Below are 24,257 nucleotides of genomic sequence, written 5' to 3'. Positions count from 1 at the left end.
CGGCTGCGCGATGAATGCCTCAACGAGCACCTCTTCACCAGCTACCGCCACGCGAGGGAGATTATCGAAGACTGGAGAAACGACTATAACCTAGATCGCCCGCATACGAGCCTCGACGGTTTAACCCCTTACGAGTTTGCAACCCGGTCCAGAAAGGACCAGAACATGAACAGAGCTAACTTATAAACGCGGACAATCAGGGGAGCAGGTCATCACCGATGATCGATCTGCGCCTGAAGGTCGATCCACCGCCCATCGAAGAGCCGCTAGTCGTGCGATTATTCGATCGACGAGCCGGCCAAAGAACGGCTCACGACGCTATCTTGCTCAACATCGATGGCGAGCGGCGAGAATATGAATACCATGGCTTTTCGCTCACGGTTCATGCAACACCTCCGGAAAACCTCGATGGCGATGTGCTTTTGGTTCTTCCTGGACAAGCGAGCGCGCATCGCCTGATCCGAGCGAATTCAAATCACAACACTTTGCTGGTCACTGAGCAATGTGACCAGCTTTGTGTCATGTGCTCACAGCCGCCCAAAAAATATCACTTCGACCTTTTCGACCAATTTGCGATCGCCGCTTCGCTGGCACCGCCGAACGCAATGATCGGCATTTCCGGCGGAGAACCCTTACTCCATAAGGCGCGGTTGTTTGAAATGCTGGCCGCCGTCAGTACATCTCGACCGGACCTAAGGTTTCATATCCTCACCAACGCTCAGCATTTTGCGCAAGATGATATAGAGCTGTTAGCTGAGCTCGGATGGGATAGAGTTCTCTGGGGCGTCCCTCTCTATTCCGCCAAGCCCGAAATTCACGATCAGATTGTCGGAAAGCCTGGGGCGTTCGCAAACCTGGAGCAAGGACTGTTGACGTTGATGCGGGCGGGGGCATCTGTCGAACTCCGCACGGTTATTCTCCAGCAAAACGTCGACGATCTCCCCGAATTGGCGGGTTTTATAACGACTCGCTTAAGCTTCATCTCGGTTTGGGCAATCATGCAGCTCGAGCGGATAGGCTACGGCAGGATGAACTGGCCAATATCGTTCAAGGACACATCTTGCGACTTTGCTGCCACCGCCCGCGCAATCGACATTGTCACGGCCCGCGGCTTAAATGCGTGGCTCTATAATTTTCCGCTTTGTTCGGTCCCTGAGAACTATCGCCGGTACGCGCCATCGACGATTTCCGACTGGAAACGAAAATATCTTGATTTCTGTCGCAGCTGCACGTTTCGCGAAACTTGTGGTGGTTTTTTTCAATGGTATGATCACAAGGAGGGGTTTAGTGGGTTGGGGCCAATATGAAATCTCGAATATTCTTGATCCCGTCGTTCCTGGCGGCGGGCTTCTTCCCGTCGAAATCCAGCGCGATGCCGATTGCGGATATAGAGATCAAAAAGAACCCCATTCCTTCAGTTCTGGAGCGCCTGCGACTAAATCATATTTTCACGCTCGCCGGTCATCGCTCCCACAGCTCTCATAGATCGCACAGCTCCCATTCCAGCCATCGATCGAGCAGTGGTGGCGGGTATAGCTTTAGTCCTCCGCGCGCGCCGACTTACACCCCACCCTCCCCTTCGTACACGCCGCCGGCCAGATCCATCTACCCGACAATCCCTTCGGTACCGGTCGCGCCGGCCGTGCCCTCCAACCCTGCCCCCCTTATCAGTGCGCCAACTGTTGCAGCCGAACCCACTCCGCTCAAAACCCTTCCCGGTAACACTGACAAGTTCAAGCGCATTACGATGCAGGTCCAAACCGCGCTCACTGCATATGGCTATTATACCGGCCTTATCGACGGCCAAGTCGGTCAGGCTTGCAAAACCGCGTTGATGGCGATGCAGAATGACTACAAGCTGAAGGTGACCGGAACAATTACACCAGAGGTGTTGAATGCCTTTGGGATCGCAGCAAATTGATTCTTCCCTTTGAGATTTGAGGTTCCTCCGATGCCCAATTATTGGGAAGTCGAAGCGTTTACGGGCTAAAAGGCGATGTCGACCGCCACCCGCAACTTATGGATCATTGCAGCTATAACCGCGGTGGTAGGCGTGGCGTTCCTCAACATTTCGGCGAAGCCAAAGTCTATCGAACCCGTGGACCACTCTGCTAAGTCCCAAGCGAGCCAGACGAGTTCTCCGCAGACGGTCTATAACTCAAGATCTGAGAAAACTGGGACGGAGCAGATCCACTCTCCGAACCGCGAGTTTCGCAGCATCGATAAGGATATCAGAAGCGCTTTTGACGTGGCCGCTCAAATTGCGCTGACTGCACCAACTCCGAATGGAAATAAGAAGAACAGCGGCACAGTTCCGAACACGGTAGACCCGGCCCTGAGTAGCGAGGCTACGTCATCGACGCCCGGAAACCTACAAATTGCCAAAACCACCACTAACCTCAACATGCGAGAAGGCCCTGGACCGCAGTATATTCTCGTTGAGACATTGGCGACGGGCACTGCTGTAACGATCTTGGGCACTGAAGAAGGCTGGATGCACATACGTGTGGGGAATTCCAATCGATCAGGCTGGGTCAATCCTCGATTCCTTACTCGGAATTGAATGATGCAGCATCGCGCTCGCCCAACGTAAAGGAACTGTGGCTGGCTTTTAATAGGCTGAATTTCTGAGGTCTTGACGGTATTCGAACCAGCAACCCGATCGGTATTGGTGGGCCACGAAACGGCTAACGCGTTACGCAAAAACACCAATTGCTAATCAGCGCACGTGCCGAGGATCGGCGACATCAGCTTGATGTGGGCATCAACCCGTTCCAACACTCTATCGGGTAGAACAGCTCGTTCAGGCAGAGACCACCAAGACTGGTTGACGCGCTCCACCGTCTCCGTAACAGCCTTCAGCACAGCAGCTTCCGGCAGTCGCGCACGATGAGCGAAGACTTTCCATCGCTGGGCGTTCATTGCCTTGAACGGCCTTTCACCGGCCAGCGAAAGTGCCATGGCGTCCGAGGGAATGTAAGGCACAGTCGAGAGCACATCATAGACTGGGGCGAGTGCCGGCTTGTCGCCCTTCCCATGATAAATCAGCGACCAATTCTTGAGGTGCATGTCGCCATTTCCTGTCAGCGCAGCCAAAGCCAGTCGTCGGACGAACTCGAGGGCTGCCGCTGAAGAAACGGCGACCCCAAGAGCCGCAGCGATATCATGATATGCGGCCCCCTCATATTTTCGCGACGGATAGACGCCGAATACCTGCGCGAAATCTTCGATATGGACGCGCTCACCACCGGCAACGCGATCGAAACGTTTGACGAGGAGCACTTTGCCATCGGACAATGTCTCAAACTCCTCCGGGATACCCTCGAACTGCGATTGTTCCACGAGCTCGCGTTCCGGCACGTCCATACCAATCGCTTCGGCCAATGCGAGATTTGCGAATTCGTTTTCCGAGACCCCGGGAAATGATGTCGATGGAAACTTGGCGATATATGAACCCTGCTCGTCGCCTAAGGGGATCGTCAGACCGCCGCCCTTGCCTGTGTTTTTGATGACGGAAAGTTTCATCTGCACGCCGGCGAGCGAAAACCGAGCCTTCGGTCTGGGGGGTGTCAAACCCTTATTACGAACAACGCTGCCTTCGCTCGGCACAATTCGGACAGCCCCTGGCAGATCCGATCCAAGAGCTGCAAGCAGGTCGAAATCATTCCCTGCACGCACGCTACCTGAATGGTGCTTCTCCATCGCCTCGCGCAGTTTATCCTCTGGAAGAAGGTTCGCAAAGAACGGTGGTAAAGCCTTAGCGACAGGCTTCGGGTCCTTCCGCAAACCTCCATGTGCCGCGCGAAAAGACAGACTGAGCACTGGGAAACCACCCGTCTGTCGATAGCTCTCCTCAAAGCTGAACGCGTTGAAGTCTCCCGGCGTCCTCACGATCATGCCGACCTTCAGGTCATTCAGCAACACGTCCAGTGAGGTTATAGATCTTGGATCAAGAGGCGGATCAGACATTGCCATCACCATCGGGACTGGCGACGAAAGCAGGAAGGTCATCTTCGGTGCCACCTGGCCGCAGCAAAGCTTCAACCGCCGGGACGATGGCCTGCGGGATGAGCATCAGTTCCAGACCAAGCGCACGACCGATGTTGATCAGTGTGGTCGTACGAGCAGCGCTGGCTCCAGCCTCAATCTCGCGGTAACGCGGACGCGACAGACCCGCCATATCTGCAACCTGCTCCTGAGTGAGGCCCAAAGTCTTGCGCGACGTCTTGAGCAGCCGCCCTATCTCCTGAAGAGCCTCAGAATCCGACTTCATACGATACCTTAACGCTTCATCTTTCCCATTATGATATGTTTACGTATCTCATCGTATCTACCCATGTCAAACTAAATGCCGCTAATAGGGATCATAGGAGACAAAAAGATCTTCTTACAGATCACTTTTGTCTCCTTTACTGGTAGGCACCGAAACTGGAAGCACACCCGCAATACACGCTTCTTTAAATGTCCGCTCCTACCCGCCCGCGCTCGGCACTGGTGCCGAGAGAACGGAATAAGAGCATGACAAAACAGGATCTTTCAACTCATCACTTTCAACGAAAAATCTCGGATTTCTGCGAGGTACGCATCGCGCCAATCGCCTCACAGCGAGTTCTGGAAAGCATTCGGCCCTATCTCGTTGGTCTTGTCATTCACCGCCGGCCACCACCGATCGTTAATGGCCGTATGGATTGGACGGCTATTGGCGAGGCATGCGGGATCGAAAACCAGATGACAGGCGATTTGAAGAAGGCGCTCCGTCCGGGACTGGACGCGATTAAACGCTGCCGTTTTCCTCGTCGGAAAACCACATGAAAACGATATCGCGTTCCGGAATGAACTGCTCTCGCGCCAAGTCACGGGCGACAGCAAGCATCATGCCAGCCATGTTCTTCATATCGACGGCTCCACGTCCGTAGAGCATTCCGTCGCGGATCTCGCCAGAGAAGGGAGGCACGGACCATTCCGCTTCATCAGCCGGAACCACATCCAGATGAGCATGCAATATGAGGGCCGGTGCGTTGGGGTTCGATCCCTTGATCCGGCAAATGACGTTGCCGCGACCGGACACCGGCTCGACGTAATCGGAGGCGAGTCCGACTTGCGTCAGGCGCTCGCGGACATAGGCAGCGGCAATCGCTTCGCCATCCCCTATGGTGGCCGGGTCGCCGGTATTGACCGAGCGAATCCTGATGAGATCGCTGACGAAGGAAACAGCTTCAGTTTCCGCGACGCTGAAAGCTGCGGAGGGTTCGTATACCAGGGACATCATACCGTCTTCCAGAAGTGAATGGATAAGATCAGAGAACCTTCGAAAGGAAGGCTTGGGTGCGAGGATTGCGCGGGTTGTCGAGAACGCTTTCCGGTGCACCTTTTTCGACGATGCGCCCCTGATCCATGAATACGACACGATCGGCCACCTCGCGGGCAAACCCGACCTCGTGGGTTACGACAATCATCGTCATGCCCGTTCGCGCCAGATCCTTCATCGTTTCAAGCACTTCGCCGACAAGTTCGGGATCAAGCGCTGAGGTCGGTTCGTCGAACAACAGCACATCCGGCTGCATCGCCATGGCGCGGGCAATAGCAACCCGCTGCTGCTGCCCACCGGACAATTGCGAGGGATACTGGCGCGCCCGGTCGGCAAGCCCGACGCGCTCCAGCAGGGACATCGCCAGCAGTTCAGCGCATCTTCGCGAATGCCCCTTCACAAGCACCGGTCCAGCCATCACATTCTGGATCGCCGTCATATGGCCAAAAAGGTTGAACCTCTGAAAGACCATGCCGATGTTGCGACGTTGGGCGGCGATTGCCTCCTCGGCCAAGCAGTAGAGCTTTCCGTTTCTCTCGCTGTAGCCGATCAGGTCGCCGTTGACGTAGATCCGCCCAGCGGCAATCGTTTCGAGATGATTGATGCAGCGCAGAAGCGTGGACTTTCCTGAACCGGAAGGACCGAGTACGACGCAAACCTCGCCTTTTGCGATCTCAAGGTTGACGTCGAAGAGCACCTGGAAGTCACCATAGAATTTGTGGACGCTTCGAATATCGACGCATACATCGGAACTAACCGTGCTCATGCGCTCTCCTTCGGGGCAATACTGATTTGATTTCGATCGATGCCACGGCCGAAATAGCGCTCCAGGTAGGATTGCCCCCACATCAGAAGGGACGTGATCGAGAGATACCAGAGGCCAGCGACGACCAGCAGCGGGATCGGCAGATACAGCCTGTTTGAAATGGTGTTGGCTGCGAAGGTAAGATCGTAGGCAAACGGAACGGCCAGCACGAGCGACGTCGTTTTCAGCATGCCGATGGTTTCGTTGCCGGTGGGCGGAATGATCATACGCATCGCTTGCGGAATGATGATGCGGCAAAGGATCTTCATGCGACGCATACCGAGTGCCTGTGCGGCTTCAGTCTGCCCGCCATCGACGGCTTTGAAGCCAGCCCGGAAGATTTCCGCGAGATAGGCAGATTCGTTGAAGGCAAGCCCAGCAATGGCTGCGATGGCCGGCGTGAACACATCCTTTGTTCGTAGATCAAGGATGGCGCCAAGCCCTGGCAGTTCAAGTGAAATCCTTGGATAGAGCACCGACAGTAGCCCCCAGAACACAAGCTGGGTATAAACGGGCGTACCCCGGAAAAACCAGACCCAGAGCCAGCTCAATGTCGACAGCACCGGGTTTCCAGAATCCCGCATGATGACGAGGGCAGCAGCGATCAGGATCGAGAAGATCATTGCCACCAGCGTAAGCGCCAGCGTCCAGCCGACACCGCGTAGAATCTGAGCGTCGAAGAGATACTCATCAACCACATCCCAGTGAAAATTCGGATTGGTTGCAAGGCTGCTCGCCACGATTACGGCTGAAGCGAGCAGGAATGCTGTCAGCAGCCATCGACCGTAATGCTTCACCGGAATGGGTTGGTTGAGTTCAATCTGTTGATCTTCGTGCACCTGGTGCATGGAGCCTCCTGGTCGAAATGAGTGGGAACCGGACCTGCCCCGCGGCGGTCCGGCTGAGTTCACCGCTCTATTCCTCTACCTTTGGATTGACCTCTGCCTTTTCGAGCGCGGCAGACTGGATGCCCCACTTCGCCATGATCTGCCCGTAGGTGCCGTCGGCAATCAGTCCATTGATCGTATCGGCGACAAGCTTCGCCCACTCGGTCTGCCCCTTGGAAACCGCGATGCCGTTTGGCGACGGATTGGTAATCTTGCCGATCGTTTCCAGTTGGCCGTTGGTCTGCTTGACTGCGTAACCAATATTGGTCGAGCCCGCATACACGGCGTGAACGGCGCCGTTGATCAAACGCGTGATTAGATCCGTCTGCTTTGGCATCGATACGATTTCGATGGGGGCCTTCTTGGCAGCGGCGCAGGCATTGCTCATCGCAACCACAGCCTTTTCGCCCGTCGAACCTGTCTGTGCTCCAACGGTCGTGCCGCAGGGATCTTCGGGGTTGAAATGGGCGGGGTTGCCGGCCTGCACTGCCCACTGCTTTCCAGCATTGAAATAACTGACGAAGTCGACCGCCTTGTAGCGCTCGTTTGTAATTGTAAATGCGGAAACGCCGAGATCATAACGTGGGCCGATCGCTGGCAGAATGCTGGCAAACTGGGCGGTCAGGAATTCGAGCTTCAAGCCCCATTTCTGCGCCATTGCCTTGGCCAGGTCGACATCGATGCCCTCAGGCGTCTGGCCGTCCGGTCCCGCAAGGAATTCCGCCGGAGGATAGGTCGTGTCCGATCCAATCGTAAGCGTACCCTTCGCCTTGATATCCTTTGGCAGTCGGGCTGCCAGCGCCTCATCCTTGGCAACCTTCGCCGCATCGAAACCCTCAGCGGCATATGCGATGATGAACGCAGCGTGTGAGATCATGCATGGTTTGGGATCCTCTCTTGGTACTGCAAGCGATACCCCGGAGGCAGAACATGAGCCAGCACGTCTGGCGCATGAGTTTATAACAATTGATTATGACGTATACTGCGGTTCACCGAGATACTGAGAAATGCTAACTCGGTGCGCGCCAGCGCGACGGGAATAGACGTATCAGCCCAAAATCGTCGTTGATTGCCAAAGCGCGAGTCCTTCTTCTAGCTTCCAGCTGTGCAACTTTGGTATGCAAATTGGTTCCTTCAGTAGCGTCCTATCAGGCCACCATACGGAATGCTCCAAGCGATCATATGCTCTTGAACGGAATCGAACCACCGGCAATAAGTCTTAATTCTCTAATGGGTTGGAAAATCAGTCTTATTAAGCGCAATCGCGCTTGAACGACCCTTAGCAATCTCTCGCCGGTGCTTAGGCAGCAAGAGGCAGACGGCACAAGGCCGCTATTGATCCCACCGGACGCCAGGGCGCTCACGCTTATGATAGCTAGGTCTGTACCCCGGACTTTTTTGTGTGGTCGACCACGACTATATCTGGTGGGCGGTGCTCAAAGACGTCGAACGGGTGAAGGCCATCGGCGACGAAGGCGTCGATCATCTCCTGCCGCTCGGCCGAGCTTCGCCAGTACCCTTGCGGGAATTCGAGCAACGCACTAGCGGTGACGCCCTCATAGGCGACGGCAAGCGAGCCCACCTGAAACTCAGCCATCGTGGTGATTAGTGCTTCGTCGGCGTGTCCGTTGTAGGTCTCTAGAACATGCTGAATTAGTGCCATGTCGCCGTCTGAGCGGCGGAGCAGCCGTTCGAGCGTGCGGAAGTTGATCACTTTGGTGCTCTCGGCACCGAAGAACATGCCAGCATTGTCGGAGGTAATGACCAGATGATCGAGCGTGACGACGAAGCCCTCGAAATTCGGATGACCTTCCTTTGGCAGCATGCGGGAAAGAAGGCGAAGCCCGTCCTCTGTCCGAATGAAGCGTCGAAGCACCTCGACCTGCCGGAAGGCTTTGGACACGCTGTCCTTGTTCAGCACCTTGAGCTGATCCTTTGCCCAGCGTGGCGGTACCGGGCATTTCAACTCGCAAACGAAAATCACATAGCCCAGAGTAGGCTCGACCGAAATCACCAGCAGGTCAATGTCGGGCAAGGTGGCATCAAATTCGCGCAGCGACACCTCGCTGTGGCAAATAAAACCTTCAGCTTCCCACGCCGCCTTTACGCGTCGCACAAAAGCGCTCCCAATCTCATTGCTCACCTGTTCCAAAAAGGTGTTCGGACGTCGCTGCGCGATGACGCGCAGCATATTGACCAATCCCTCAGCGATCGCGAAATGGTGCGGCCGCATAACGATTCTGCCACCAGTTTCACCCTCGCGCATTAGAGAGAAATAGCTCGCGTCGACCTTCCCGGCGGTCGCGTTGCGGTCGTACACGAGATCTTGCAGGATGCGCTGTGTAGTGTCGGGCGCGATGCCAAGTTCCTCTTGAATCCCAGCGAGCAGATCTTGCTCCGGCATGTAAATGGCGCCGACAGCATCCTGCGCGCGCGCCAGATAGCGATGATAGAGTGCTTTAGTAAGCAGCATCCGGTAGACGTTGAAGAACTGTTGGTAAGTATAGCCGCCCAGGTCGATCTGGCTGTCGGACGGGATCAACGAAAAATATGCTGCGAGCTTCAGATCCGCCTCCTGCCGCATGAGCGGGTCGGCCGCTTCGAGATTAGGGGTGATTACCCCCTCCGGCTCATCCCTAAGCAGCCGTTCAATTTCTTCCGAGTGATTGAAGTCACGGAAATGGTATTGCGACCCAAGCAGTTGATCATTGTGAACGGTGAAAAACTGCCGCGGGATTGATTTGTCCCCGAAGCGAATCTCGACGCGACCGTCCGCAAACGACCAACTCATTGAGCCCGGTACATTGTACGAGTAATAGAGATATTCCCGGATCATGTAGTAGTGCGAAGCGAACGCGAGGTCGTTTATCATTTGCTGAAGGTCGATCTCACAGGCGACGTCCGCCCGATAACCATTGACGCCCGCGACCAGATGGCTCGCGAGAATCGAATAGCCGCGATCAATATAGCCGACGCTGTCGATACCGTTCTTGATCGCCCCAATTTCATATAGCTCTGATGCGATTCGAAGGGCGCTTGTGCTTGCCCAACGCAGGCTTGGCAGGGCATCGAGCGCCGCGTCCAACTGGCTCTCGAAGTCTTGCAATTGTTTCTTCAGTTCCGTTGTCATCGCCCCTCCTTCTCAGTTTGTTTCCACTTGCGTTTGGTGTGGATGATGTGAGTTGGTAAAACAACAGGGTTCGCCGAGCTCATTCCCAATGGCGAGGTGATCTATGCTAAGTCGAGGATACGAGAACTGAGCCACTCGCCACCCTTGGCAATTTTCGCAATATACCCTGGGGTGTTGGAAAATTGGTGATTCATCGATGCGCCAGTTGGAGTTCGATATTGCTGTTCACTGTTTGTTCTATTATAAGGTGTTAAGAAACCGTGGAGCGGCCTAATTAAGCTTGACGCATCTTTGCGATGGCATTGAATAAAAAAGATTGGAACAGGCGAAATGAAGCAAGCGACTCTTTGGAACGTCAAGAACGAGGTGGGCCCATTATTCGACCCCATCGATGCTGCGCTGGAACTCGGCGCATACGAGGCCCTGTGGAGTGAACAAAACGCAAGCTTCAAGTCCCTCGCTGAAAAGTTCGCAGAATCTCCTGAAGCGCGACCCTCTGATTTCATTCCGCCCGAACAAGCAAGGTTGGTTGCGAGCCGGGTGATCGACAAGCTCCGCGGTCCTGATGGCACGCGGTTTGATGTGCGAGTCAGGGGAGAACTCGAATATCCCGAGAGATTGCGGCAGGCCACTCACCCAGTAGAGCTCCTTTATTTTCAAGGCCGGTGGGAGCTGATTGCCACACGATCCGTGGCAGTTGTTGGCACCAGAAAACCTACTGCCGACGGATTGAGCCGCGTTCGACAGCTCGTGAAGAGGCTCGTGCAAGATAAGTTTACAATTGTATCGGGCCTTGCTGAAGGGATTGATACCGAAGCTCACAACGCTGCAATCGCAGCGGAAGGTGAGACGATTGCGGTTATCGGTACACCGTTGAATCACGTCTACCCAAAATCGAATGCGAGCCTGCAGGAGCGTATCGCACGAGATCATCTGTTGATCAGCCAGGTTCCACTTGAACGATACGAGGCGCAAAATTTTCGAGTTAATCGTTTCTTCTTTCCCGAACGGAATAAGACGATGTCAGCTCTTACCGAGGCGACCATTATTGTCGAGGCTGGCGAAACATCGGGAACGCTAGTGCAGGCGAGAGAGGCCATTAAGCAAAAACGAAAACTGTTCATTTTGAACAGTTGCTTTGAGCGATCGGATCTCACATGGCCGAAGCGTTTTGAGGCCGAGGGCGCTATAAGAGTACGCGAATATGACGACATCAGACGCGAGCTGGTCAGCTCGTCTTAGGGTCGTTGGCGATATCGAGCGCCCCGATCACTTCTATCTTGGTGATAGCGATACCTGCGCATATTTCGGCACCTATACGCCGCGGGCAGGGTTCGCCCATAGTTATACAAATCAGATTATCAGCAACCTGAAGAAGAGCCCGTCTCTTCGAAATACCGGGCAATGGCAATGGAAGCAGCGTGCTATTGCCATTGTCGGGGCCGCAATTGCCCAAAACGTCAATGCTACCAGCTGGCAAAACACTATATTTGTGCCAATTCCACCATCGAAACGTCGGGACTCGCCGGAGTATGATGACCGAATGCATCGCGTCGCACTGGCGATGGGAAACGGCGCTGATGTGCGGGAAGTCCTCTACACAGCGATTGAACGAGAAGCCCGGCATACAAAGACAGATCGACGTGACCGTGACGCGTTGAGAGCATCGTTGGCAATCGATGCTCGTCTAATCGGCAATCCGAGGAAGCAAGTCGTACTTCTCGATGACGTGCTGACTACTGGATGTAGCTTTAAAGTCTGCAAGGAGATGATTGGTGAAATCTGGCCCGAGTCATCGATCATCGGCGTATTCGTCGCACGCCGCGTTCCGCAAAATCCTTTCGCGGACTTGGATTTGGAATAGTTGACGTTGCACCGACGCGCGCATGGTCCTACGGCCAGTCCCACACGGAATATCGTTTGAAGGCGTCCGCGACCTCCTCTGGCGCCTTAAGATTTCGAATTTGTGCACCATTTGGAATCACATTTACTTGCGTCGCGGCGGCAGCATAGGGCTTGTAGGGATCCTTCAGTTCGGGGGTGGCCCCCGCCAGGGCGCGGTAATGATTTCCTCCTGGTGTTTTCAGCCAGGCCGCACAGATGACGTCAGCTCCTGTGGCTTTAATGAAAGCCCGGGCCGCCTCGAGGGAAAAACCCTCTGTTAGAATGTCGTCGACGACCAATACGGTCTTGCCTGGCTTCAGAGGGCTAGCTTTATAGCGACCACCGAGTTGTCCTGTCTTCGACGGGTCACGGCGAAGCTTGATTGTGGAGAGCTGATTTTTGTGATCCAGGCTTATGCCTTGCTGGCGGGCCGTCTGAGACTTTTGCGCTGGAGCATGGCGTTCCACAAGATCGACCAAATAGCTCGCACGCAAGGTGTCGGCCACAATCTTCAAGGCATTTGAAAGAACCTTCTGGGTCGAATTGGGATGATGGCCGGGATAAGGTGCCACGTAGTTGATGACTCTCCCCAACCCGGAAAAATAGAGGCGCGCTCCCATCAAGCGGCCCCAGAACCGCACATCGCCCTTATTGAATTTGACAGCCTGCTTCGCATCCGTGGAATAAGCCCCGGCAGTTGGGTAGGATTTTGAATACTCTGCAAGCGGAGCTATGCAATAGACCTTCAGGTCACCGTTTTCGATTGCCCAAAACCAGTCACCGATTGACAGACAGCAACAATCGACAAATCGAGCAACGTCCTTCGGGGACTCAAATTCAAACCCATAAGCGCTGTTCTGTGCATGCCAGCGGGCGTTGAGGAACATGAGTTTCCCGTTTCTGGCCGCTATCATATCCTCCTTGGTCGAACCGATATAGATCGCCTCTTCCGGCTGCCAGTTTTGAGTTTGCAAGACATGCTCCATCGCGCCGGCAAACTGCTTCATCGGCATATCGCGACCACCGCGAAAGTAGGGGATCTGGTGCCCAACCATCTCACTCAAAATATCGGGTATCTCTCGTTTAGACGCAGTCTCAATCCAACTGCTATTGCTGACGATCACCGGCGTGACATTTCTGGCCAGTAAGAACTTCAGCAGCTTAACGGTTTCGCCCATCAGCGTTGCGTCGATGCTTCCCTCGACAACGAGGGTATCGCGCAGGGAAAAGATTGCGCCTTTCAAGGTGTACATTTACGCGCCCCACTAAAGAAAACTTGTCTGTCGATAAAGAAGGTCGTCGCTTAAAGATTTCTCGACAAAGGTGCGAAATGCTTCGTCCTGCCCTGGCACGGTGAAGACTTGTCGGGGGCCTCGGCCGTCCGGAAGATTTATTGATCGATGATCCCATGTGGGCAACCGCAGACCCGCGATGGCCCGACCGAGGCCTGCTGCGTAGCGAACTGTATGCGCCGTGCCGCTTCGATCTTTCCATTCTACCGGGATGAGCGCTCTCGCCAGCGCAGCCTGCAATCTGTTGCGGCGGACAAAGTTGATGGCGCTATAGCTTTCGCCAGGCAAATACTCGGTGATTACAGCCCCACCGGCATCAACTATCTTGTTCCTAATTGGGCCAATGTTTTTCGGATAATCCGCTGTTATTCCCGTTCCCAAAACGGCTATTGTGGGCACCTTGGCAGCAAGGCTGGCGTTGTGGATGGCTTGATCGATCCCGAGTGCAAGGCCGCTAACGGTAGGGCGGTCCCAATGCCTCAAAGTCAAGCCGACGTATTCCGCGAGCCACAAGCCTTCAGGAGAGGGATCACGCGTTCCGACAATTGCAATCGATGGCGCAGTAAGGACTTCTGTATTGCCTTGAACGAAGAGCCAGTGCGGTGGATCATCGAGATGAAGCAGGGTGCGCGGGTAGCTTTCGTCTGAGCGAAGAACGATCTGGATTTGGCTTGCCTGAAAAGCAGCTTCGAGTTGATCGACGGATCTGGCGAGCGAGCTCATTATTTCTTTCCAATCGGCTTTCGAGCTGTTCGGAAGGCGGGCGCCCCTCGATTTCAGCAGTTGGACCAAGTCCTCCTCACTAGAATTGAAAACTGACTGGAACGATCTTTTCGACTCTGCAATTTGCCAAAGCGTGTGAAAGCCTACGCCCTTCATCATCGCCAAGGAGAGAAACGCCCTTTTTTCGGTGGTCAAATCCTGCTGATCGTCCACTTCACACTCCATTACACCGCTATGCCGGAACAGCCGCGCGGGGAGCCGCGTTTCGGCGTGACGCGCGACATGGCAATATTCTCTCCGACTGCCGAAGCGCTCCCGGCACCCGGCGGCGCCTAGAAGGCAAAACGTTCAAAAAAACCGACGTCCGCGCACGGGCCGGAAGCATGAAATCACGTAACATGGGCGCTCCGTTTTTTCACATTTATTTTTAACCGTTGGCCGGAACGAGGTCGCTGAATTTTGTTGGTAGGATCTACATTCCGCCTTCGCCATTTCCTACTAACACTCGCTTCGATCAAGCCGCTCCCCAACAGCCGTTCCCAACCGGAAACTTGGCAACGGCAAGAAAAATGGCCGGCGAGAGTAGGCCGCGATTAATACAATTGTTGGTAAGTCGAGCAAACGTCTTCCAAATAACCAAAAAGCTTGTTTATTTGGACGTTACAGATTCAGAGTGCGCGCATTAGATAGGCTGGTAAAATGAGCGTTGCGCCCGCAGTCGTCAAGCATAGTGCACCTGGGCCATATCTTGGCTATGCGCTCCAGCCCGTGCGCCTTTGCGTCCATCTCCTCACCGCTCCCCCAAAGGCAAAAGTGTCACTTGAGCTTATCGACGATGTAGCCGTCCACTATGCGGATGGCACGATTTGTCTTGAGCAGGTGAAGAGCGCCACCCGGCAAAATCCTCTTTCCGACTGGGCGCCTGATTTGTGGAAGGCAATCGCGAACTGGCTGACATTGATCTCGCAAGGTAAGGTGAAGCGAACGGAGGCAAGTTATCGTCTCTATGTGACGCCAATACGCCACGGTAAGCGGGCGTCACAGATCTCTCAAGCCGCAAGCGATGAAGATGTCGCCAAGGTGCTAAAGGCAATCGCGCAGGGGCTGCAGCGTTTTGATACCGAGCCGGCGTGCATGACCTATTTGCGACTCTTCCTCGAAGCCGACGAAGCGGACAAAGTGGCGATCCTCAAGAATCTCACCATCGTCAGTCAGGATCAGGATCCGGTGGATGTTTTGCGCGCCATTGTCGCTCCGACTGTAGACCCGCCGCTCGTCGATCTCATCTGCCGCTCTGCAATCGGCCTTGCGAAAGAACAGGCTGATTCTCTCATCCGCGCGGGCAAGCACGCCGTGTTGGACGCCGATGAATTCAAGACCCTCTTCAGGTCCTTCGTGCGACGCAACAACATGCTCGGTTATCTGACCTCGCTGGCCGAGGCGCCGGAGGACGCCGATGTCGACGCTATGCTTGAGATGCGACCTACCTTCGTCCGTCAGTTGGAATTGATCGACCTATCACAGGAGGATAGGTTCAGGGCGGTGAGCGACTACCTGCGTACGTCGGCCGACAAAACTCTCTGGGCCGAGAGTGGGTTGATTTTTGGACCGGGAATGGCCGAGTGGGATCAATCCCTTATTCGGAGGCATTCAGCTTTTGCCGGCGAAGTTGCCGATCTCCATTCTGATCATTCGGAAGAGGTTCGCGGCCGGCTGATCTACCGTCGCTGTTCAGTGCTTGACGCATCACTCGACGGTCGCGGGGTTCCCGGCCACTTCGTAAATGGCTCGTACAATGCGCTGGCGGACACGAAGCGCGTCGGCTGGCATCCCCGGTATTCTACTTTGCTGGGTGAGGATCTATGAGCCAAGCTGCCCTTTCGGAGTTGGAAATTATTCAGAACCCAGCGCTAGGTGCTTATTTGCTCTGGAGATTCGGTACCGCCTATCAGGCGGCTGGTGAGGCCCCTCCCATTTTTCCACTGGCCTTTCTAGTGCTGCCGATCGTCCTGCATCGCCAGACCCAGCAGGTTGTCACATCGACCCGGCGGTCATCTGGGCTTTCATTGTTTGCTGCTAACTTGGCGGAGGATCGGGACAACCTTCTCTCCCTCCACCCCCGTTGTATGATGCTGCGTCCGCTGACACTCGCCTCGGTAGGTTTCGGACTGCGCACCCGCCTTCTATCTCTGCACTATAACGATGCCCGCCTTCGTTCCAACAGCCTTGAGGGTATCGCGAAGCCTCCGCAGGTCCCCGAGCGCTTGCGGCACCTTGTCACCGCCTCCGAAAAACTCGGCGGCTGGCTCGCCGTTCTCGGCATTCACGACATCGCGATGACATTGAGGGTCGATTTCTGATGCATTTCCAGCTCCTCAAGTTGATCCTCTGGCCGCGTATTGATGCAGATCCGCAAATCATCACCTTCGTGCCAGGCAAATTGAATGTCATTAGCGGAGCGTCGAAGACCGGCAAGTCGGCAGTTATTCCGATCGTCGACTACTGTCTTGGCTCGGACAAATGTTCCATTCCCGTTGGAGTAATCCGCGAACATTGCAGCTGGTTTGGTGTGGTTGTCGATACCATTGAGGGGCAGAAACTGCTTGCGCGCCGAGAACCTGGCGACCAGCAGGAAACGAGCGACATGGTATTGATAGAAGGGCCTGTCGTCGAAATCCCACGCCGGATTTCAGCGAAGACTCACAACGTTAATGCGATAAAGGGGAAAATGAACAGTCTGGCCGGGCTGACGGGCTTGGCATTTGATCCCTCCCCTGAGGCGGCTGGAAAGGGACGTCCCAGTTTCCGCGACCTGATGGCCTTCATTTTCCAACCCCAGAACATTGTCGCGAACCCGGATGTCCTATTTTTCAAGGCGGACACAACGGAACACCGCGAGAAACTTCGAATAATATTCCCCTACGTGCTTGGCGCGGTGACGTCACAAATCCTGCTCGCCCGATTCGAACTCGACCGTCTCGGCCGGATTTTACGCCGCAAGGAAGCCGAGCTGCGTGCCGTCGTATCTTCAACTGCGACGTGGCAGCGTGAAGCACAGGCCTGGCTCCGGCAGGCGATTGAATATGGCCTGCTGCCCGCCGGTCAGCGAATTCCCGAGGAGTGGCCGCAGATCGTCGATTTGCTGCGCTCAATAGTGCGAGCAAAGCCGATCGAAGCTCAACCAAGTATCGAAGGCGTAGACGCAAGCTTCGTCAGATTGAGCGAGCTAAGACGCGCCGAGACGGTTAGTGCAGGAAAGCTTTCCGAGAACCGTCAACGCCTGAAAGAAATCCATCGGCTGATAGAAAGCAGTGAGGCGTTCGGCGGCGCCATGCGAATCCAGCGAGATCGTCTGAGCCTTTCGGGGTGGATGCGCGGGCTCTATCTCGACGCCGACGAACCGTTGACATCACTTGCAGGTTCTGGCCGCGACCAGTTGATAGCACTTTGTGATGCCTTAGAAGGCATAGAAATCAGGCTTCGGTCTCATCCTTCAATGTCGGACACGCTCGATCGTGAATTATTTAAGCGCCGCTCCTCTACGCAGGAAGTGCTGGACGAACTCAACGCGATCAGACGAGAAATATCAGTTCTTGAAAGGGAATCGGTCGAAGCGCAGGAGGCCGCGGACCGGCTGGATCGTATCCAACGATATCTCGGCCGGGTTGAGCATGCTTTGCGCCTTTATGATGATGCAGATCAATCTTCGTCGCTGCGCGAGGATGTCCGCGAGCTGCAAGGCCAGATACAAGCTCTGCAGCGGACGGTCTCCGAAGGCGATATTCGCCGCCGGCAGGCAAACGCACTCGATCAAATTCAGGGGTTCACAGGCGAGCTTATCCCCCAGCTTGACGCTGAGTGGCCGGATGCCCCAATTCGCCTTATGATCGATGACCTTACTCTCAAAGTTATCAGAGGAACCCGTAGTGATTTTCTCTGGGAAATTGGCAGCGGCGCAAATTGGCTTGCCTACCACGTTGCGATTACCGTCGCGCTGCAGCGCTTTTTCCGCCTTTCCCAAGCCCATCATGCAGTCCCGGGAATGTTGATCTACGACCAGCCAAGCCAAGTCTACTTCCCAAAACGTTCGGCACAGTCCGTGTTCGAGGAAGAAAAGGAGATCGATTGGCGTGATGAGGACATCGTTGCCGTTCGGAAGATATTCAAGCTGTTGTCGGATGAGACAATTGCAGCGGAAGATCGGCTGCAAGTCGTAGTCCTCGACCATGCTGATGACGGGGTCTGGGGCGGCATCGGCAATCTCCACCTCGTCGACGAATGGCGCGGAGACCGGGCACTGGTGCCCAAATCATGGATCAGTGCCAGTGGCGAATGACGATCCCGTCTCCGACCTCCTGCTGGGCATAAGAGTGCCGCAAGAGGGCACCGCATCGATCCACTAAGTGCTCTCCCGTTGATAGGTGATCTGCGAGTCGTTCTTTTTGGGTCACGGCTGCTTGCGATTGCTCCGCACTGACTTGGACTGCTTCCGCAGTGGTTGCGCCTCGCCGAATTGGTAAAAGCATGGATCAAGATATCACGTATGATGAAGCCTCGTTGAAATCCTAAAGTATTCCCCACGCCCTAAACCTGCCCCTCCCCGTCATCTCGCGCAGGCCGAGCTCCAAAACGATCCGCCGCGCCGCCTGCGGCGTCACCTCCAACGTTTTCGCCACCATTCCGGCCGACACGAGCGGCTTCGCCATCACGAGCTCCACCAACTCCGGCAGTTTTGACGACGTTCGGCGGCCCTCCAGTTTTCGGTCCATCATCGTTTTCGCCAGCGCCAGCCGGTCATGTTCCTTCATGCCGATCTCGGCGGCCGTCAAAAAACCTTGGCCGATAGCGAGAAGCCGGGTTTCGCGATCACGATTCCGGCGCCGATCGACGGGAATGGTTTTCAGGCCGAGGTTGATGGCGGCGAGATGCCCGCCGGTGGTGATGTCGGCCTGGCGCAGGATCGAGGCGGCAAACAGACGGCCGAGCCAAGGCGCGTGCTGCAGGACCAAAATCTCGTTCCAGGCATCGAGGGCAATGATCGCCCGTAACACCGGCGGCAGGTTTTCGGCTTGGCGCAGCACGCCGAGCCATTCGTCGAGCCGGGCATCTTCGTCCCAGTCGAGATCATAGACGAGAGGATCCTTTTCCGCTGCACTGCTGCCGCCGGCGCGGCCGGGCCGTGTCGCGTCCTCGATTGCCGCTTGCGATCGCGCTAACACAGCATCGATAGCGGCGTAGTCGACGCCGACGACACTATCTGCCTCATCATCATCCCCCTCCCCTTCCGGATCGACGACGACCGAAGGTCGAATGAAGCCGGCTGTCTCCGCCTCCGCCGCGCTGGCCGACGTGATGTCCGACGTCTGTCGCAACGTCCGAATACCCTCTGCGGACAAGGCCCAGTCCGGTGAATGCGCGGCGATGCGCCGGCGGGTGCGCAGCACGTCGCGGGCGATGGTGAGTTCGTGGGTGGGTGTGCGGGTATCGCGAAAGGCGTCGTGGAGGACGAGGTCTTCGAGATGCACGAGTTCGCCGTCGATCCATAGCGAGGCGCAGGCATCGGTGAATTGGGATCGTTCGATCCACCCCTGACCGACCGGCGAACGGGCGACGCGCTCGTCGAGACGGGTAAGCGCGATGCCTGCGGCAAAAGCCGGCTCCAGAAGCGTTGTTACGCGGATTTTCGCGAGATCGTAAGGCATTGATATTATGGTAAATGATTTGCTAAACGAATGCTATATCAATATTGCGGTTCGCCACATGGGGTCAGAACAAGAGCAGTCCGAAATCGTACGCTAAGGCCGAACGGAACAGGAACGATGTTGTAGTTCGGACCTGCAGCATCCGATCTCTGTGGATTGCCATCGACATGCGCCAGTTTTGATTTCTCTGTCCGGCCCGACTCGACAACGCTCGACGCAGGTTGGTCGTGAATGGAGTCGGGCGATGGCAAAGCGCAAGCTGCTCAAAGATCAAGATCGCCGGAGGCTTGTCGATATCCCAGTCGACGAGGACAGCTTAATCCGACACTATTCGTTGTCATTGGCGGATCGCCTGGAGATCGAACTGCGGAGACGTAATCACAATCGGCTCGGCTTTGCCATCCAGCTATGTCTGATGCGATACCCGGGTCGAGTGCTTGGAGCAGAAGAAACTCCGCCTCGCGCCATGCTGAGATATGTTGCTGATCAGCTCGGCGCCACTCCAGACGAATTTGCCCTCTATGCACGCCGTGAAGAAACCCGTCGGGATCATATGGCGCGGCTAATGGTTTATCTCGATACGAGAAGCGCGACGCTGCAAGACCGCCGCGCCGCGCTATTGGCGGCAATTCAAGCGGCGACCATGTCCGACGACGGTGCTGCGATAGCCAGTTCAACTGTCGCTGCGTTTCGCGAACGCGGAGCTCTTCTGCCGGCGATCGACACGATCGAACGCATCGGCCTTGCCGGCCGTGCCATAGCCCGGCGCCGGGCAGAAAGAACCCTGATTGAAGACATGCCACTCGATAGGCTTCAATCACTGGATAGGCTGTTAGAGGTTGACCCGTCGATCGGCCAGACGCGCTTTCATTGGCTGCGTTCGGCGCCAGAAGCGCCGGCTGCGTCGAACCTCGTCGGCCTGACCGAGCGGATAGCGTTTCTGCGGCGGCTGGAGATCGATCCGGAACTGCAGGCGCGCGTATCATCCGGACGGTGGGACCAGATGATCCGGGAGGGCAACGCAACGCCGGCCTGGCTTGCCAACGACTTCAATTCCAGCCGTCGCCACGCTCTGATCGTGGCTCAAGTCATCAAGCTTTCCCAGAAGCTCACGGACGATGCGGTGACGATGTTCATCAAGCTGATGGGCAAGTTGTTCTCGCAAGCCAACAATCGAAAGAAGCAGCGACAGATGGATTGTAGGGCGAATACCGCCAAAGCGCTGCGCATGTTTCTAGATACGATCACCGCCCTGCAATCCGCCAACGATTATGGTCGGAACGCATTGGATGTTCTCGAACAAAGAGTCGGCTGGGACCGGCTGCTTCGGATGAAGCCTGAGCTTGAGTCGATGGTCGACGACAACGAGGCGCCGTCGTTGACCGTCGCAGCGGAGCAATATGCGACCGTCCACAAATATGCTGGCGCGTTCCTTCTAGCCTTCACGTTCCGCTCGGCACATCGCCACGATCCGCTTCTCGCGGCAATTGCGCTGCTGAAGCGGCTTTATGCGGAGAAGCGGCGGACACTCCCGGATCGCGTCCCGCTCACCCACCTCAGCCAAACTGATCGGCGGCTCATCTTCGAACAGGAAAAACCCGATCGCCGTCTCTACGAGATCGCGACGCTCGCTGCTTTGCGAGACCGGCTTAGATCTGCGGAGATCTGGGTCGATGGCAGCCGATCTTTCCGGCCCATTGACGAGCATCTGATGCCGCGGTCGACATTCATCACGATGAAGGAAGAAGATCGTCTCGGTTTGGGGATACAGGGGGACGGCGCGCAGTGGCTTGCCGAAGCGCGACAGATGCTCGAGTTCAACCTGCAGCGTCTGGCGCATAGAGCACGGGCCGGAAAGCTCGAAGGAGTTCGTCTTGAGGCCGGAACGTTGATCGTCACACCAACCGTCGGCGAAGTGCCCGTGGCAGCCGAGGAACTGAATGCCGAGATCAGCGACATGTACCCGTTGGTCGAGGTTCCCGACCTGTTAAGGGAAGTGCATGAATGGACTGGCTTTGCGGATCTCTTCACGCATGTTCGCACCGGCGATGTCCCGAAAACTGTTTCTGCCATGCTCGCTGGCGTACTGGCCGATGCGACCAATCTTGGGCCAAAGCGAATGGCGGGCGCATCCAAGGGGATCAGCGCTCACCAGATTGGGTGGATGCGCACATTCCATGCTCGGTCAGAGACCTATCGCGCGGCACAAGCGTGCATCACCGATGCCCACACCCGGCATCCGCATTCCCGCCTTTGGGGCACCGGCACAACATCTTCGTCAGATGGCCAATTCTTCCGTGCGAGCGACCGAGCCGCAAAGCGCGGCGACATAAATTTGCATTACGGCAGCGAGCCCGGATCGAAATTCTATAGCCATCTGTCAGATCAATACGGCTACTTCAGCATTTTGCCCATCAGTCCGACCGAGAGCGAGGCGGCCTATGTGCTCGATGGCCTCTTCGATCAGGACACGGTCCTCGAGATCCAGGAACACTTTACCGATACGGGCGGCGCGAGTGATCACATCTTCGGGCTGTTCGCCCTGATCGGCAAGCGGTTCTCACCGCGACTGCGCAATCTCAAAGACCGCAAGTTCCACACGTTCGAGAAGAGCGATGCATATCCAGCGCTGTCGAACCACATGGGGGCGCCGATCAATGCCAGCCTGATTCTCGACCATTGGGACGATCTGCTCCATCTCGCTGCTTCGATCACGACGCGGTCTGTGGCGCCGTCTACGATACTCAAAAAACTGTCCGCATCTCCAAAGCAAAGCCATCTAGCGAGGGCACTCCGCGAACTCGGCCGTATCGAAAGGTCGCTCTTCATGATCGAATGGTACTCAAGTCCGGCGCTAAGACGGAGATGCCAAGCCGGTCTCAACAAGGGTGAGGCCGCCCATAAGCTGAAACGCGCTGTCTTCTTCCACGAGCGAGGTGAGATCCGCGACCGGTCGTTCGAAAGCCAGGCGTTCCGCGCCTCTGGTCTCAATCTCGTTGTCAGTGCGATCGTCCACTGGAATACAGTCTATCTCGACCGTGCAATCACACACCTGAAGCGAGCACGTCGAGAAATTCCGGATACTCTGTTGAAGCACATCTCGCCGCTGAGTTGGGAGCATATCAACCTTACCGGCATCTACACCTGGGACGCGGAACATCAGATGCCCGAAGGCTTCCGGTCGCTCAGACTTCCGGCTAGGCTAAGGGACGCCGCGTAAGTTCTCATTCCGTTCGCCCTTAGCGTACGATTTCGGACTGCTCTTGTTCTGACCCCAAGTCCAAACCCCTTGAGGATTTCAGCGGCATATTCGCCGTTACGTCCGGGCCGATAATGGAACACCACGCCCGGCGGAGCAGAGCCGTTCCATCCGCGGTCGTCGCGCAGCACGGCCCAGAGATAACCAGTCTTCGTCCTGCCGCGCCCAGGATCCAGCACCGGAGCTGTTGTCTCGTCGACATAGAGCCTTGTGCTCTCAAACAGAAGCCGTTTGGCCATACGCACGGCAATTGCCGGTAAGGTTCCCTCCCTGCACCGATGAACTTCTGTCGTCGTGGATCATTCGGCACGCCGCGTTTTACGCCCTCTCTCCCTTGGCCATGCTTCGGCATTGCCTTCCCGAGGTGCTGTCAGTGCGCACGGCCGATTTAAATCTCACCGAAGATCAGGTCGACCGCATTGCCGCTATGTTCTCGGTCGATCCGGCCACGGTCCGCCGCATGACTTTCACGAATATTCCGCAATCGTCACGGCGGCTGATCGCCGGCGAGCCTCGGCAATCATGCAGCAGCTGTCCCCGAATTGTCGACGGGTCGTACATCATTCTTCGAAGCCAACATCTCGGCTGGCGGATCACCTGCCCGCTTTGCGGAGGTCGCCTTCAAACCATTGACGGGAGTGACCGCCCCTCTCCTTTCAGCGGCTACCACCATGCTACGCTGATGGGAGAAGGGATGCTTAACGACGAGGCCGAGCATGGTATCCAAAACTGGTTATCGCCAAGTGAGATTGCCCGCCTCCTGCTGATGCGGCGCGTCCCGAAGTCGCTCCCCGATCGCTACGAACCGTCAAGCTACAGAGTGCTCGGCGTCATCATTCCTGATCTCGATGACGTCTTAAAGATGGAAAATAGGGAACTTCCGACCCCAGCGAGTCCGATTTTGCCGCTGCACTTGCGGCCAGCTCTTTTAGCGGGTGTGGCCATCGTCCAGCGAGCTGGGCCGGAGATGCTTTCAATGCTGCGTGGCCATATGATGGGTGAGAATAAAGCCCGCTTCGGCAGCGCTATAGAAGAGATGGTGGATTGCGAGCGCCACTCGCGGAGGTCTTCGCAGTTGCACTTAATCTGAGATTCTAAGCCCACAGAATCTCAAATTAAATGCTAACCAAGAAAGAAACGGCCGCATTCTTACTTTCAAGTGCCAAACGACAAATGGCTCGCTTCCATGCCAAACTTTATAGCCGATTTGCTCTCAGATTGCCACTTATCTGTCTGTAAAGATTGGCATCTGCTTTACGCAACCCGT

21 protein-coding genes and 2 pseudogenes are annotated in these 24,257 nt (G+C 55.9%); 12 read left to right on the top strand and 11 right to left on the bottom strand.

What is annotated here, in order from left to right; translation table 11 throughout:
- From F3H95_RS25895 to F3H95_RS25880, 4 genes are all read left to right on the top strand, one after another.
- Positions 1-186: integrase core domain-containing protein (locus F3H95_RS25895; protein WP_149748080.1), on the top strand; the 186-nt coding region annotated here is incomplete at its 5' end.
- 32 nt (positions 187-218) lie between these two features.
- On the top strand, positions 219-1,307 hold the full coding sequence (gene hxsC / locus F3H95_RS25890; protein ID WP_149748079.1) for a His-Xaa-Ser system radical SAM maturase HxsC: 1,089 nt from the start codon (positions 219-221) through the stop codon (positions 1,305-1,307).
- A complete protein-coding gene (gene hxsA, locus F3H95_RS25885) occupies positions 1,304-1,921 on the top strand; it encodes a His-Xaa-Ser repeat protein HxsA (RefSeq protein WP_149748078.1) in 618 nt (205 codons plus the stop codon). The genes hxsC and hxsA overlap by 4 nt, the downstream gene beginning before the upstream one ends.
- 75 nt (positions 1,922-1,996) lie before the next feature.
- A complete protein-coding gene (locus F3H95_RS25880) occupies positions 1,997-2,563 on the top strand; it encodes an SH3 domain-containing protein (protein ID WP_149748077.1) in 567 nt (188 codons plus the stop codon).
- A gap of 152 nt (positions 2,564-2,715) precedes the next feature.
- Here F3H95_RS25880 and F3H95_RS25875 read toward each other — a convergent pair whose 3' ends face one another.
- Positions 2,716-3,969 (bottom strand): HipA domain-containing protein, encoded by a 1,254-nt coding sequence (locus tag F3H95_RS25875; protein WP_149748083.1) that lies wholly within the window; start codon positions 3,967-3,969, stop codon positions 2,716-2,718.
- The gene (locus F3H95_RS25870; protein WP_149748076.1) at positions 3,962-4,273 is read right to left on the bottom strand and encodes a helix-turn-helix domain-containing protein; all 312 of its coding nucleotides are present in this window, start codon (positions 4,271-4,273) and stop codon (positions 3,962-3,964) included. The genes F3H95_RS25875 and F3H95_RS25870 overlap by 8 nt, the downstream gene beginning before the upstream one ends.
- A 245-nt stretch (positions 4,274-4,518) precedes the next feature.
- Between F3H95_RS25870 and F3H95_RS25865 the strand changes: the two are divergent.
- A pseudogene (locus F3H95_RS25865) lies at positions 4,519-4,776 on the top strand (hypothetical protein); the annotation flags it as partial.
- Here the strand turns inward: F3H95_RS25865 and F3H95_RS25860 are convergent.
- The 5 genes from F3H95_RS25860 to F3H95_RS25840 form a co-directional block, all read right to left on the bottom strand.
- Complete coding sequence (locus F3H95_RS25860) at positions 4,775-5,266, bottom strand: M20/M25/M40 family metallo-hydrolase (RefSeq protein ID WP_149748082.1); 492 nt, start codon at positions 5,264-5,266, stop codon at positions 4,775-4,777. The pseudogene F3H95_RS25865 and the gene F3H95_RS25860 overlap by 2 nt on opposite strands.
- Positions 5,267-5,297: 31 nt before the next feature.
- Positions 5,298-6,074, bottom strand: a complete 777-nt coding sequence (locus tag F3H95_RS25855) for an amino acid ABC transporter ATP-binding protein (RefSeq protein ID WP_149748075.1) — start codon at positions 6,072-6,074, stop codon at positions 5,298-5,300.
- Positions 6,071-6,961 (bottom strand): amino acid ABC transporter permease, encoded by an 891-nt coding sequence (locus tag F3H95_RS25850; protein WP_149748074.1) that lies wholly within the window; start codon positions 6,959-6,961, stop codon positions 6,071-6,073. Before F3H95_RS25850 ends, F3H95_RS25855 begins: the two co-directional genes overlap by 4 nt.
- Before the next feature lie 67 nt (positions 6,962-7,028).
- Entirely contained in the window at positions 7,029-7,877 is an 849-nt protein-coding gene (locus F3H95_RS25845; protein WP_149748073.1) for an ABC transporter substrate-binding protein, read from the bottom strand.
- A gap of 498 nt (positions 7,878-8,375) precedes the next feature.
- On the bottom strand, positions 8,376-10,130 hold the full coding sequence (locus F3H95_RS25840; RefSeq protein WP_149748072.1) for a hypothetical protein: 1,755 nt from the start codon (positions 10,128-10,130) through the stop codon (positions 8,376-8,378).
- 330 nt (positions 10,131-10,460) lie between these two features.
- Between F3H95_RS25840 and F3H95_RS25835 the strand changes: the two genes are divergently transcribed.
- A complete protein-coding gene (locus F3H95_RS25835) occupies positions 10,461-11,372 on the top strand; it encodes a DNA-processing protein DprA (RefSeq protein WP_149748071.1) in 912 nt (303 codons plus the stop codon).
- Positions 11,335-11,994, top strand: a complete 660-nt coding sequence (locus F3H95_RS25830) for a hypothetical protein (RefSeq protein WP_149748070.1) — start codon at positions 11,335-11,337, stop codon at positions 11,992-11,994. The genes F3H95_RS25835 and F3H95_RS25830 overlap by 38 nt, the downstream gene beginning before the upstream one ends.
- 28 nt (positions 11,995-12,022) lie before the next feature.
- Here the strand turns inward: F3H95_RS25830 and F3H95_RS25825 are convergent, their stop codons facing one another.
- Both F3H95_RS25825 and F3H95_RS25820 read right to left on the bottom strand, forming a co-directional pair.
- On the bottom strand, positions 12,023-13,267 hold the full coding sequence (locus tag F3H95_RS25825) for a phosphoribosyltransferase family protein (protein ID WP_149748069.1): 1,245 nt from the start codon (positions 13,265-13,267) through the stop codon (positions 12,023-12,025).
- A 12-nt stretch (positions 13,268-13,279) separates the two neighbouring features.
- Positions 13,280-14,242 (bottom strand): DNA-processing protein DprA, encoded by a 963-nt coding sequence (locus F3H95_RS25820; protein ID WP_244618145.1) that lies wholly within the window; start codon positions 14,240-14,242, stop codon positions 13,280-13,282.
- A 486-nt stretch (positions 14,243-14,728) separates the two neighbouring features.
- On the opposite strand from F3H95_RS25820, the gene F3H95_RS25815 reads away from it, so the two are divergent.
- The 3 genes from F3H95_RS25815 to F3H95_RS25805 are packed head-to-tail and all read left to right on the top strand — an operon-like array spanning position 14,729 to position 18,365.
- On the top strand, positions 14,729-15,895 hold the full coding sequence (locus tag F3H95_RS25815; RefSeq protein WP_149748068.1) for an ABC-three component system protein: 1,167 nt from the start codon (positions 14,729-14,731) through the stop codon (positions 15,893-15,895).
- Positions 15,892-16,389: a three component ABC system middle component gene (locus F3H95_RS25810; protein WP_149748067.1), complete on the top strand. Its 498-nt coding sequence runs from the start codon at positions 15,892-15,894 to the stop codon at positions 16,387-16,389. Before F3H95_RS25815 ends, F3H95_RS25810 begins: the two co-directional genes overlap by 4 nt.
- Entirely contained in the window at positions 16,389-18,365 is a 1,977-nt protein-coding gene (locus tag F3H95_RS25805; protein ID WP_149748066.1) for a DUF3732 domain-containing protein, read from the top strand. Before F3H95_RS25810 ends, F3H95_RS25805 begins: the two co-directional genes overlap by 1 nt.
- Before the next feature lie 229 nt (positions 18,366-18,594).
- On the opposite strand, the gene F3H95_RS25800 is transcribed toward F3H95_RS25805, so the two are convergent.
- Complete coding sequence (locus tag F3H95_RS25800) at positions 18,595-19,731, bottom strand: RHE_PE00001 family protein (protein WP_149748065.1); 1,137 nt, start codon at positions 19,729-19,731, stop codon at positions 18,595-18,597.
- Positions 19,732-19,975: 244 nt separating this feature from the next.
- Here F3H95_RS25800 and F3H95_RS25790 point away from each other — a divergent pair, with 244 nt between their 5' ends.
- Positions 19,976-22,951, top strand: a complete 2,976-nt coding sequence (locus tag F3H95_RS25790) for a Tn3 family transposase (protein WP_149748063.1) — start codon at positions 19,976-19,978, stop codon at positions 22,949-22,951.
- 62 nt (positions 22,952-23,013) lie between these two features.
- On the opposite strand, the pseudogene F3H95_RS25785 reads toward F3H95_RS25790, so the two are convergent.
- Positions 23,014-23,229 (bottom strand): annotated as a pseudogene (locus tag F3H95_RS25785) (transposase); the annotation flags it as partial.
- On the opposite strand from F3H95_RS25785, the gene F3H95_RS25780 reads away from it, so the two are divergent.
- Positions 23,178-24,080, top strand: coding sequence for a TniQ family protein (locus tag F3H95_RS25780; protein ID WP_348530093.1), 903 nt, complete (start codon positions 23,178-23,180; stop codon positions 24,078-24,080). The pseudogene F3H95_RS25785 and the gene F3H95_RS25780 overlap by 52 nt on opposite strands.
- Positions 24,081-24,257 lie beyond the last annotated feature (177 nt).

The sequence above is a fragment of the Rhizobium sp. RU35A genome, from assembly GCF_900156005.1.
Classification (GTDB): Bacteria; Pseudomonadota; Alphaproteobacteria; order Rhizobiales; family Rhizobiaceae; genus Neorhizobium; species Neorhizobium straminoryzae.
The sequence above is the reverse complement of the archived record's forward strand: the minus strand, read 5'-3'. Positions and strand labels throughout refer to the sequence as shown.